The organism is Catonella sp., from assembly GCF_052173895.1.
Classification (GTDB): Bacteria; Bacillota; Clostridia; order Lachnospirales; family Lachnospiraceae; genus Catonella.
Genome location: NZ_JBQMXS010000049.1, coordinates 1 through 12,094 on the forward strand (window position 1 = coordinate 1; position 12,094 = coordinate 12,094).

Genomic DNA, 12,094 nt, shown 5'->3' on the forward strand with positions numbered 1-12,094 from the left:
GGAACAGATAAAACTATTGTATATACGTTAAAGAAACCTTTATAAAAAATGGAAGGGAGAAATAAAAGCTAGATTTTCAAGGTAAGTGCAACACTTTATAAAAATAGTAAATGCAACACTATTGCTAGATAAAATAATAAAATTACATCAATAAAATCAGACTGAATTTAATCAAATTTGGTTTGATTTTATTATAGGAATTTCTTCTAAATTTCCTATAATAAAATTTCTCTGAGGGAAGCATAGCCAGCGTGCAAGGTGTGCGTAAGCACACGTTTTTTTCTATGCAGGCCTTCTATTGACATATTGGTGACTTTGTAGTACAATATACTACAAAGAAAGGGGGGGGGTAATTATGGCATTTTCAATAAGATTAACAGAAGAAGAAAAATCATTGGCAGACAGCTATGCAAACCTTCATTCAATGTCCTTGGGCGAGGCATTTAAGAAAGCTTTATTTGAGAAAATAGAAGATGAGTATGATATCAAGGTTGGAGAAGAAGCATACAAGGAATATGTAGACAGCGGAAAGAAAAGTCGTCCATTTTCTGAACTTAAGAAGGAGCTTGGCTTATAATGTACAGGGTAGAAACTACAGCCAGATTTGATAAGGAATTTAAGAAACTTGACAGGTATACACAGAAGATGATTGTAGGCTGGATTGAAAAGAATCTTGAAGAAACAGATAATCCTTATAAACAGGGAAAAGGTCTTACTGCAAACAGAAGTGGCAGTTGGAGATATAGGATAGGCGATTATCGTCTTATTTGTGAGATAAATGATAATGAGCTTATAATTTTGGCACTTACTGTAGGGCATAGGAGAGAAGTGTATATTAGGTAAACAGCAGAGGTTAAGGGCAGAGGCTAAGGTTTCTGTCTTTTTTTGTACGTCTAAATAAAGCTTTTACTTGCACAAAATTAGAAAAAGTGTCAATTTGTGCAAGATAGTATTACACTAAAATAAGAAAATACCTAAATTGTGTAAGATGGTTGTGCAAAAAATTAAAAATCCATACTAATATGGAATTTACTTTTTCAAATAACAAAAAATTAAAAAAATTCAAAATTTTCTATTGAAAGTTGTGCTGGTATGTGTTATTATATACAGTGGACTTTATTCAGAAAGGAGTTTTCGAAATGAAAGTTAGGTCATCTGTGAAGCCTATTTGCGAAAAGTGCAAGGTTATCAAGAGAAAGGGTGCAATCAGAATTATCTGTGAGAACCCAAAACACAAGCAGAGACAGGGATAATTCTGATTAAGATTAATAATTAGGAGTCTTGCTTTCTGCGTTATGGATATCATCGGAAATGTGAGCCGATCATATCTGTGATACCGTATTTATAAGCAGAGGCTTATATTATGAAGATAATTTTTTCTTCACCTCGAAATTCATATTTCGTTGTACGGTTTAAAGCGGCTGGGTAGAGGAAATCATCATTCCAATACCAAATTTCACATATATTGTTACTAATAATTGAAAAAATAACGGAGGTTAAACGCTAATGGCTCGTATTAGTGGTGTCGATTTACCAAGAGAGAAGCGTGTAGAAATTGGCCTTACTTATATCTATGGTATAGGAAGAGCTAAATCTAATGAAATTTTAACAAAAGCAGCTGTTGATCCGGACATTCGTTGCAAGGATCTTTCTGACGAACAGGTTGGAAAAATTCGTGATGTGATTGAAGAATCCGTTCTGGTTGAAGGTGATCTTCGTCGTGAAGTAGCTATGAACATCAAGAGACTTCAGGAGATCGGTTGTTATAGAGGTGTTCGTCATAGAAAGGGACTTCCTGTTCGTGGACAGAACACTAAGAACAACGCAAGGACAAGAAAAGGTCCAAAGAAGACCATCGCAAATAAGAAGAAATAATTAAAGGAGGATTCTTAGGTCATGGCTAGTGCAAAAGGTGCAGCAAAAAAAGTGACAAAGAAGCGTGTGAAAAAGAATGTCGAGCGCGGACAGGCACACATTCAGTCATCATTTAATAATACAATAGTTACATTAACAGATTCTGAAGGCAATGCTCTTTCTTGGGCAAGTGCAGGCGGACTTGGTTTCAGAGGATCCAAAAAGTCTACCCCTTATGCTGCTCAGATGGCGGCAGAAACTGCAGCGAAGGCAGCAGTTATCCATGGATTAAAGTCTGTTGAGGTTATGGTTAAGGGACCGGGGGCAGGAAGAGAAGCAGCTATTCGTGCTTTAGAGGCTTGTGGAATTCAGGTAACCAGTATCAAGGATGTTACTCCGGTACCTCATAACGGATGCAGACCGCCAAAGCGTAGAAGAGTTTAATTCCAGGTAGATTATTTTAGGAGGAAAAATAAATGGCAAGAGATATGGTGCCTGTATTAAAGAGATGCAGGGCTCTCGGCATAGAACCAATGGTTATGGGACTTGATAAGAAGTCTAAAAGAACGCTTGTTAACGGAAGAAGAAAAATAAGTGAGTATGGTGCTCAGCTTCGTGAAAAACAGAAGGCTAAGTTTATCTATGGCGTATTAGAGAAGCCTTTCCGCAATAATTTTGCAAGGGCTAAAAAACTTAAATACGGTACAACAGGCGAGAACCTTATGATTCTCCTTGAGTTAAGACTTGATAATGTAATCTTCCGTCTTGGACTTGCAAGAACAAGAAAAGAAGCAAGACAGATGGTTGGACATAAGATGGTGCTTGTAAATGGTAAACAGGTTAATATACCTTCTTATAGTGTAGCTGTAGGTGATAAGATTGAAATTAAAGAAAAGAAGAAGTCTATCCAGAGAATTAAGGATGTACTTGAGGCTACTAACGGAAGACTCGTTCCAGCTTGGCTCGAAGTGGATCGTGAAAATCTTACAGCAACTGTTAAGGAAATTCCAACAAGAGATCAGATTGATGTTCCTGTAGATGAGGTGTTCATTGTCGAGTTGTACTCTAAGTAATTAATTCGAATAACACACTTAAAGGAGGAGCCTGATAAATGTTTGATTTTAAGATACCGAATATTGAAATTGATGAGATTTCTAATGATAAGAAACATGGGCGCTTCATAGTTGAGCCTCTTGAGAGAGGTTATGGAATCACTCTTGGGAATTCGCTCAGAAGGATTATGCTTTCATCTCTTCCCGGTGCAGCAGTAACTGCTGTTAAAATTGAAGGAGTTAAGCATGAGCTTAGTTCTGTTCCGGGTGTAAAGGAAGATGTTACGGAAATAATTATGAATATCAAAAGTCTTGCTATCAGAAACGAAAGTGAGACTGATGAACCTAAGACCGCATACATTGAATTTGAAGGAGAAGGCGTTGTAACAGGTGCAAACATTCAGGTAGATTCAGATATTACAATTACTAATCCAGAACAGGTGATAGCTACTCTTAATGGTGGAAGTAATTGCAGGTTGTATATGGAGCTTACTATAGGGAGAGGACATGGATATGTTTCATCCGATAAAAATAAAAGTGATGATTTAGCCATAGATGTCATTCCTATTGACTCAATTTATACACCTGTTGAAAGAGTAAATATCAATATTGAGAATACCCGTGTAGGTCAGATGACGGATTATGATAAGCTTACTTTGGATGTATTTACTAATGGAACTATGGGACCTGATGAAGCAGTCAGCCTTGCGGCCAGAGTAATGAGTGAGCATCTTAATTCTTTCATTGATTTGTCTGAAAATGCTAAGGTAGTAGATGTTATGGTAGCTAAGCCTGATAATGAGAGAGGCAGGGTACTTGAGATGAGTATAGATGAACTTGAACTTTCAGTTCGTGCATTTAACTGTCTTAAGAGATCGGGCATCAATACTGTTCAGGAATTAGTTGAAAAAACGCATGAAGATATGATGAAAGTAAGGAATCTTGGAAACAAGTCTCTTGAAGAGATAAAAGCTAAGATTAAGTTGTTGGGACTTTCACTTAATGAAGGCGATGAATAATTTAGGAGGATATAAGAATGGCTGGCTATAGAAAGCTTGGTAGAACATCAAGTCAGAGAAAGGCTTTACTCAGAAGTCAGGTAACAGAGCTTTTATATCATGGCAAGATTGTTACCACAGAAGCTCGTGCTAAGGAGCTTCGCCGTATAGCTGAGAAGCTTATCACACTGGCTGTTAAAGAAAAAGATAATTTTGAAACAGTTACAGTTAAGTCAAAAGTTGCTCGTAAAGATGCTAATGGCAAGAACGTAAAAGAAGTTGTAAATGGCAGAAAAGTAACTGTATTTGATGAAGTAGATAAAGAGGTTAAGAGAGACCTTCCTACTCGCCATAATGCAAGAGTACAGATGAATAAAGTACTTTATTCTATTACAGAGCATCCTGAGAAGGCTGCCGGAAGAAAGAAAAATACAAAGGTTGTTGATCTTTCTAACAAGCTTTTTGATGAGATTGCGCCTAAGTATGTTGACCGTAAGGGCGGATATACAAGAATAGTTAAGATTGGTCTTCGTAAAGGAGATGCTGCTATGGAAGTTCTTATTGAGCTTGTATAAATAGAATATATGACATATTAAAGAGAAACTGTAACAGGTTTCTCTTTTTTTGTTTTAATAGAAAATTGTGAGAAATTTCATGTTAAACAAAATGCATTTTCATTTTATCCATTGAAAATGGTTTCGTATAGAGAGATATATGTGAAAGTATTTTCAAGTCTTTGTGCAAACTATACAAAAAATAGAGCGTAAAATTGATAATAATAACATTATAATATAAGTGATTAAAAATACTTTCAAAATATTGTAATAATCTTGAAAATAATTTTAATTAGGTTATAATACAATCATAGATTTTGAAAATCAAAAAACAAAGAGGCAGATTATGAATGAAAAAGTAAATTCACTTAGAGGTAAACTGATAGTATCCTGTCAGGCACTCCCACATGAACCACTCCATTCTTCTTACATTATGGGAAGGATGGCTTATGCAGCTAAAGAAGGTGGGGCTGCAGGTATTAGGGCAAATACTAAAGAAGATATAGCAGAAATCCAGAAAAATGTTGACCTTCCTATTATAGGTATAGTAAAAAGGGATTATGAAGGCTCAGATGTGTATATAACCCCTACAATGAAGGAAATAGAAGAACTTATGGAAGTTAAGCCTGAAATTATTGCTATGGATGCAACTATAAGCAAAAGGCCGGGTGGACTTACTATAGATGAGTTTTTTAAGGAAGTGAAGGCGAAGTATCCAAACCAGCTATTTATGGCGGACTGCTCAACAGTAGAAGAAGCACTGCACGCAGATGAATTAGGATTTGACTTTGTAAGCCCTACTATGGTAGGCTATACTAAGCAGAGTGAGGGTCTTAAGATAGCAGAAAATGATTTTGAGATTCTCCGTAAGATTATAAAAAATGCAAAACATTATGTAATAGCTGAAGGAAATGTAAATACACCGGAGAAAGCAAAAAGAGTAATTGAATTAGGAGCTTTCAGTGTTGTGGTAGGCTCAATAATCACCAGACCACAGCTTATAACGAAATCTTTTGCAGAAGCATTAGCGACTGTAGAATAAAGAAAAAAGTCATTTTAAGGAGGAAAGATCTATGAAATTGAAAAAAGTAACATCTCTTGCACTTGCTGCTGTTATGGCAGCATCACTTGTAGGCTGTTCAAAGCCTGCAGAAAAGCCTGCAAGTACACCTGAAAAGAAGTCATCTGTGACAGGAACACAGGCTTCAAGTGCGGTATCTGTAGCAAGTAACACAGCTTCTGCTCCGGTAGAGACAACAGGCGATAAGACAGCAATTACCCTTTGGACATATCCTGTTGGTAAGTGGGGCGATTCTGCAACAGTTGATGAAATGCTGAGTAAGTTCAATGCTAAGTATCCTGATATCAGTGTAAGCGTTGAATATCTTGATTATACAAACGGTGATGATCAGATTAATACAGCTATTGAAGGTGGACAGGCTCCTGACATCGTTTTAGAAGGACCTGAAAGACTTGTGGCTAACTGGGGTGCTAAGGGACTTATGGTTGACCTTTCAGATCTTTACACAGATGCTTCTAAAGATTTCTATGAGAATGTAACAGCAGCTTGTAAGAGTCCTGATGGAAAGTTTTATGAATATCCACTTTGTATGGTCGCACATTGCATGGCTATAAATAAGAAAGTTTTTGAAGAAGCAGATGCTATGAAGTATCTTGATGCTGAAAAGCATACTTGGACAACTGAGAACTTCCTTAAGGCAGTTAAGGCTGTAAATGATAAGGGACAGGAAAATGTACTTGCTGTTTACTGTAGTGGACAGGGTGGAGATCAGGGTACAAGAGCTCTTATAAATAATATGTACGGAGGTACCTTTACAAATCCGGATCATACACAGTATACAATTGATGATGCAAAGAATGTAAAAGCTCTTGAAACACTTAAGAATACAAAGGGTGTTAATTTCGATGCTTCTATAGCAGGTGGAGATGAAATTAAGCTTTTCCGTGATGGTACTTTTGCAATGTCACTTTGCTGGAATGCTTCACAGCAGAACAATACAGATAATGGCGAAGCAGGTAAGACAAATGACGGATCAGAGATTTTCCCAATGCAGTTCCCATCAGAGGATGGAAATGCTAAACTTTGTGGCGGAATTTGGGGATTTGGTATTTTTGATAACAAAGATGAGGCAAAGATTAAGGCTGCTAAGACATTTGTAGACTTTATGGCAAATGATCCTGAGCAGGTTAAAGAGTCTGTAAAGAGCTCAGGTTTCTTCCCAGTACACAGCCAGCTTACAGATGTATATGCAGGTACAGAAATTGCAGATACAATGGATATGTTTACAAAGAACTTTATGCCATCTATGGGTGATTACTATCAGGTAACAAAAGGCTGGCCAGAGACTCGTACAGCTTGGTGGAATATGCTTCAGAAGGTAGGAACCGGTGAAGATATACAGACAGTTGCAGCTGAGTGCAGTAAGGAAGCTAATGCAGCTGCTGCAGCCGCAAAATAAAAAGTAAATAAATTTACTAAATAAAATTTACACCATAGACCGCGGAATACTCAGATAGAGCGAAGATAAGTTATGATGCAGTCTGAGTAGCGGCTATGGTGTTTTTAATTTGGGAAAAATAATATTAGAAAGTGAGGAAACTGTTTTGAAGACAAACACAGTTTCGGCAAGGAGTAAGGTTCTTGCCGCAAGAGAGACAAGAAATGCTTATCTTTTTTTACTGCCTAGTCTTATCTTTTTTGTAGGATTTGTAATAATACCTATGTTTTTATGTGTATATACGAGTTTCTTTGATTCTACAATGGGCAAGGATGTAAAAGATATATTTATAGGCTTTGACAATTATATTAATCTTTTTAGTGATAAGGTATTCTTAAAGGCACTTGCCAATACCTTTTTAATTGTAGTTGTTTCTGTGCCTGTAGTAGCTATATTTTCACTTTGGGTGTCATCAGCAATATATAATATGAATGGTAAATTGCTTTCCATATTCAGAGTAATATTTTATCTTCCAGTAGTAACAGGTTCAGTTGCTGTTACAGTGGTTTGGAAATGGATTTTTAATAATTATTATGGAGTAGCTAATTATTTAGGAAAAACAACAGGAATAATTGATAAAAATATAAATTGGCTCGGAGACGAGAGATTTGCACTTTGGTGTATTATTCTTATTCTTTTCACTACTTCAGTAGGACAACCTATAGTACTTTATGTTGCAGCCCTTGGAAATGTGGATATGTCTTTTATAGAGGCGGCACAGGTGGATGGAGCAACACCTTTCCAAATATTCTGGAGAATTAAATGGGCAAATATTATGCCTACTACTCTTTACATCTTAGTTATTACCACTATTAACAGTTTCCAGTGTTTTGCACTTATTCAGTTGCTTACATCAGGTGGTCCTAATCATAGTACGGATACTGTTATGTACTATATCTATTATACAGCATTTAAGCTTTATAAGTATGGTTACGGTAATGCTATGGGAGTTGTACTGGCAATATTCATTGGATTACTTTCGGCAGTTCAATTCTTTGCAGCAAGAAAGAGGTAGAAGATGAAGAAAAATAAAAATGTAGAATTTGGAAATTCAGGTGTAAAAAAAATGACACCGTACAATGTGTTTTGTCTAGTAGTACTTGTAATACTTGCGGTGCTTTTTACATTTCCATTATACTGGATAATTACAGGAGCTTTTAAAACTCCGGCAGAGATAAATGCGACATCACCAGTATGGGTTCCAAGTGAATGGGTGATGACAAACTTTCAGAAACTCTTTTCAAAACAGTCAGCTCCTCTTTTTGAAATGTTTAAGATTAAGAATAGTGATAAATATCTGATTACAGGACCTGAGGTGGCGGCTTCTATAAGATGGCTTATTAATACTGTATTTATGGCAGTAGCAGCTATGGCTCTTACTTGTATTACAGCAGCTATGGCAGGCTATGCCCTTGCTAAGAAACGATTTCGTGGAAGAATATTACTCTTCTCACTTATAGTAGCAGCTATGGCACTTCCTAAACAGGTTATACTTATTCCTTTGCTTCGTGAAATGTCTTCACTTGGTCTTTATAATACTATATGGGCAGTTATTTTCCCTACAGTGGGCTGGCCTTTCGGTGTATTCCTTATGAAGCAGTTTTCAGAAGGTGTACCTACAGAAATGCTTGAAGCGGCAAGGATAGATGGAGCTAATGAAGCAAAGACATTTATGCAGATAGTACTTCCTATGGTAAAACCAGGTATAGGTGCTTTGGCAATCTTTACATTTATCAACAGTTGGAATGATTACTTTATGCAGTTGATTATGCTCAGCTCAAAGAGCAATTTGACTATTTCACTTGGTATTGCTAAGTTACAGGCAGAAAATGCTACAGACTTCGGGCTTATTATGGCAGGTGCATCTCTTGCATCTATTCCAATTCTTATAGTATTCCTGCTGTTCCAGAAGTATTTTACAAGAGGAATAGCTATGGGTGCCGTAAAGGGTTGATAAACTAATATGTAATTTTATAAACTAGCGTGATTAGCTTATATTTAGGCTGTTGCGCTAGTTAAAAATATTTTACTTTAAGAAAGAAGGTAATAAAGATGAGAAATTTGGATAAGTACAAAGGTATAATACCTGCATTTTATGCTTGCTATGATGAAAAAGGTGAAATAAGCCCAAACAGGGTAAAAGCACTTGTAGAGTATTTTATTAAAAAAGGTGTTAGGGGGATTTACACCAATGGTTCATCAGGAGAGTGTATTTATCAGAGTGTAGAAGATAGGAAACTTGTTATCGAAAGTGTAATGGAAGTAGCTAAGGGCAAGCTTACAGTTATTAATCATGTAGCTTGCAATAACACAAAGGATTCTATGGAACTTGCAGCACATTCCGAAAAGGTTGGAGTAGATGCGATTGCGGCAATTCCTCCTATTTATTTTAGGCTACCTGAATATGCCATAGCTAAGTATTGGAACGATATAAGTAGTGCCGCACCAAATACAGATTTTGTTATTTATAATATTCCTCAGCTTGCAGGAGTTGCTCTTACAGGAAAACTTTTTGAAACTATGAGAAATAATAAAAATGTAATCGGTGTTAAGAATTCTTCAATGCCTGTACAGGATATTCAGATGTTTAAGGCGGCTGCGGGAGAGGACTATATCATTTTCAACGGTCCTGATGAGCAGTTTATAAGTGGAAGAGCTATAGGCGCAGAAGGTGGAATTGGCGGTACTTATGGTGTTATGCCTGAGCTTTTCTTAAAAATGGATGAGCTGGTTAAAAAAGGTGAATTCGATAAGGCAAGAGAAGTACAGTATGCAGCTAATGAAATTATTTACAAGATGTGTTCTGCAACCGGTAATATGTACGGTGTAATCAAAGAAATTCTTAGAATAAATGAGAAACTCGATATCGGAAGCGTAAGAGCACCTCTTTATGAACTTAATAAAGAAGATATGCCTATAGTAGAAGAGGCTGCAAAAATGATAAGGGATGCTGTAGCGAAGTACCTCTAAAGGGAGAGAATTATGGTATTTGGAAATATAAAATATCCTGAACAGTATGAATTTTTACAGGAAAAATTCAGAAAATGCTTTGAATTTGTAAAAAACAATAATTTAGCCTCGATGGAGCTGAAAAGGTATGATATAGATGGGGATGATGTATTTGTAAACCTTATGGAATTTACCACAGCTCCGGTGGAGGAAAGGGCATTTGAAGCACATAAAGATTATTGCGACATACATTATATTGTTCGTGGAAGTGAGCGCATAGATGTTTGTATTACAGCAAATATGGAGGCTGGAGAGTATAAGCCTGATATTATGACGCTGTATGGCGAGCCTGTAGGTACTGTAAATTTATATGCCGGAGATTTTCTTGTATGTATGCCACAGGATGGGCATAGACCCGGGATTATGACTGATAAGCCTGAGCTTATAAGAAAAGCAACTTTTAAAGTTAAATTCAAATAAATATAACGTTATCAAAACATCTGCATATATTATGGCCTTGGAAAGCCATGATTACATATTTCAGCAGATGTTTTGTGATATATACTAATATTTAGGGGGCATTTATGCGAGAAAAGAGAATAGTTTGTTTTGGAGATTCAAACACTTGGGGATATGATGTGGTTACTAATGGGAGATTTGGTAAAGATGTTAGATATACCGGAATATTACAGAATCTTTTAGAGGAGTATATAGTAGTTGAAGAGGGACTTTGTGGAAGAACAGCAGTTTTTGAAGATCCATTAAATGAGGGAATGAATGGACTTAAGTATCTGGTTCCTTGTCTTCAGAGCCATTCAAAAATTGAATGGCTTACTATAATGCTTGGAACTAACGATTGTAAGGAACGTTTTAGTGCAACGGCTCAAAATATAGCTGATGGAGTGAGGAGACTGATTCGAACAGCAAAATCACTGGATGTATGGGAAACTGAGCCACATATTTTAGTAATAACACCTCCACCAATAGAAAAGGGATGTGAAACTTCTGCAGTAGCCGGTGAGATGGGAGTTTGCAGTGAGAAATCCTCGAAACTTGCTAAGTTATACGAAGTGCATACAAAGAATGAAGGTTGTTATTACATCAATGCAGGTGAATTTTGTAAAATGAATGATATTGATTATATGCATTTAGATGCAGAAAGTCATAAAAAACTTGCAATGCAAATATTTCAGACTATAAAAAATGAGGTATGATTTGAACTATATTTAGGAAGGAGTTGCTATATGGCTTTATATTCTAAGTCTTTGATTCCGGTTATAGAATCCAGATATAATGCTTTTACACAGGCAGAGAAGGTAATTGCGGATTTTTTTCTTAGCAATACTGAGCATATTGATTTATCAGCAAAAAATATGACGGAAACTTTATTTGTATCCAATGCATCCCTTTCTAGATTTGCAAAAAAATGTGGTTTTCATGGATACAGGGAATTTGTATATGAGTATAAAGAAGCCTTTGTAGAAAAGAAGGAAACAAAGACGGCTAAAACAGTTTATGAGAGTTATCAGGAACTGCTTAACAAGACTTATAATCTTATGGATGAAACACAGATTGCAAGACTGACAAATTTTTTATACGAGAAGAAGAGAGTAATTGTATTTGGATTAGGCAGTAATGGATATGTTTCAAAAGAAATGGAAAGTCGCTTTATGCGTATCGGAGTAGATATTGACAGTATTGATAATCCCGATAGGATAAAGATGCAAGCACCATTTTTGACTCCAAAGCATTTGGTTATAGGCTTTTCACTCAGTGGTGAAACTGAGGCAGTTATGTATTTATTAAAAAAGGCTAAGGAGAAGAAGGCAACAGCAGTATTGTTTACTTCTTCAGCTGATGGAGAGTTTAAAAAATATTGTGATGAGGTTGTTTTAGTAGCATCATTGAAACATCTTAATTCGGGTAATACTATTTCACCACAATTCCCTATGTTACTATTAATTGATGTCTTGTATAATGAATATGTGGGACGAAACAGATTAGAAAAAGATGCTTTGCACAACCAGTCTGTAGAGGCACTTAAGGGTATGGGAGGGTGAAAATAATTATATTTATCACTTATAATTTTATTATATTTGTGTTATACTTTGTCAAGATTGTTAGCTTATGTTGCCTATATGAAAGTTCACTTTCAATATAGGCAAATA

The 12,094-nt window shown here is 36.1% G+C and carries 16 protein-coding genes; all 16 read left to right on the top strand.

Features of this window, described 5'->3' with window-relative positions; translation table 11 throughout:
• Positions 1-355 precede the first annotated feature (355 nt).
• The 16 genes from relB (at position 356) to ACTTG8_RS08720 (ending at position 11,986) form a co-directional block, all read left to right on the top strand.
• On the top strand, positions 356-577 hold the full coding sequence (gene relB / locus ACTTG8_RS08645; protein WP_442561720.1) for a type II toxin-antitoxin system RelB family antitoxin: 222 nt from the start codon (positions 356-358) through the stop codon (positions 575-577).
• On the top strand, positions 574-843 hold the full coding sequence (locus ACTTG8_RS08650) for a type II toxin-antitoxin system RelE family toxin (RefSeq protein ID WP_442561730.1): 270 nt from the start codon (positions 574-576) through the stop codon (positions 841-843). The genes relB and ACTTG8_RS08650 overlap by 4 nt, the downstream gene beginning before the upstream one ends.
• 296 nt (positions 844-1,139) lie before the next feature.
• Positions 1,140-1,253 carry a 50S ribosomal protein L36 gene (gene rpmJ / locus ACTTG8_RS08655; RefSeq protein ID WP_023353537.1) on the top strand — a complete coding sequence of 38 codons (114 nt, stop codon included), beginning with the start codon at positions 1,140-1,142 and terminating at the stop codon, positions 1,251-1,253.
• Positions 1,254-1,506: 253 nt separating this feature from the next.
• On the top strand, positions 1,507-1,875 hold the full coding sequence (rpsM, locus tag ACTTG8_RS08660; RefSeq protein WP_023353536.1) for a 30S ribosomal protein S13: 369 nt from the start codon (positions 1,507-1,509) through the stop codon (positions 1,873-1,875).
• A gap of 21 nt (positions 1,876-1,896) precedes the next feature.
• Positions 1,897-2,298, top strand: coding sequence for a 30S ribosomal protein S11 (gene rpsK, locus ACTTG8_RS08665; RefSeq protein WP_442553274.1), 402 nt, complete (start codon positions 1,897-1,899; stop codon positions 2,296-2,298).
• A 32-nt stretch (positions 2,299-2,330) separates the two neighbouring features.
• Entirely contained in the window at positions 2,331-2,927 is a 597-nt protein-coding gene (gene rpsD / locus ACTTG8_RS08670) for a 30S ribosomal protein S4 (RefSeq protein ID WP_442561721.1), read from the top strand.
• 38 nt (positions 2,928-2,965) lie between these two features.
• Complete coding sequence (locus ACTTG8_RS08675; protein WP_442561722.1) at positions 2,966-3,925, top strand: DNA-directed RNA polymerase subunit alpha; 960 nt, start codon at positions 2,966-2,968, stop codon at positions 3,923-3,925.
• Between the two features lie 17 nt (positions 3,926-3,942).
• Positions 3,943-4,479, top strand: a complete 537-nt coding sequence (rplQ, locus tag ACTTG8_RS08680) for a 50S ribosomal protein L17 (protein WP_442561723.1) — start codon at positions 3,943-3,945, stop codon at positions 4,477-4,479.
• A gap of 325 nt (positions 4,480-4,804) precedes the next feature.
• Positions 4,805-5,500, top strand: a complete 696-nt coding sequence (locus ACTTG8_RS08685; protein WP_442561724.1) for an N-acetylmannosamine-6-phosphate 2-epimerase — start codon at positions 4,805-4,807, stop codon at positions 5,498-5,500.
• 31 nt (positions 5,501-5,531) lie between these two features.
• Positions 5,532-6,938: an ABC transporter substrate-binding protein gene (locus tag ACTTG8_RS08690; protein ID WP_442561725.1), complete on the top strand. Its 1,407-nt coding sequence runs from the start codon at positions 5,532-5,534 to the stop codon at positions 6,936-6,938.
• Positions 6,939-7,083: 145 nt separating this feature from the next.
• A complete protein-coding gene (locus tag ACTTG8_RS08695) occupies positions 7,084-7,992 on the top strand; it encodes a carbohydrate ABC transporter permease (protein ID WP_442561731.1) in 909 nt (302 codons plus the stop codon).
• Between the two features lie 51 nt (positions 7,993-8,043).
• Positions 8,044-8,931 carry a carbohydrate ABC transporter permease gene (locus tag ACTTG8_RS08700; protein ID WP_442561732.1) on the top strand — a complete coding sequence of 296 codons (888 nt, stop codon included), beginning with the start codon at positions 8,044-8,046 and terminating at the stop codon, positions 8,929-8,931.
• Positions 8,932-9,029: 98 nt separating this feature from the next.
• Complete coding sequence (locus tag ACTTG8_RS08705) at positions 9,030-9,947, top strand: dihydrodipicolinate synthase family protein (RefSeq protein WP_442561726.1); 918 nt, start codon at positions 9,030-9,032, stop codon at positions 9,945-9,947.
• Between the two features lie 12 nt (positions 9,948-9,959).
• Positions 9,960-10,406: a YhcH/YjgK/YiaL family protein gene (locus ACTTG8_RS08710; RefSeq protein WP_442561727.1), complete on the top strand. Its 447-nt coding sequence runs from the start codon at positions 9,960-9,962 to the stop codon at positions 10,404-10,406.
• 104 nt (positions 10,407-10,510) lie between these two features.
• A complete protein-coding gene (locus ACTTG8_RS08715; RefSeq protein ID WP_442561728.1) occupies positions 10,511-11,140 on the top strand; it encodes a GDSL-type esterase/lipase family protein in 630 nt (209 codons plus the stop codon).
• 30 nt (positions 11,141-11,170) lie between these two features.
• Positions 11,171-11,986 (top strand): MurR/RpiR family transcriptional regulator, encoded by an 816-nt coding sequence (locus tag ACTTG8_RS08720; RefSeq protein WP_442561729.1) that lies wholly within the window; start codon positions 11,171-11,173, stop codon positions 11,984-11,986.
• Positions 11,987-12,094: the final 108 nt, after the last annotated feature.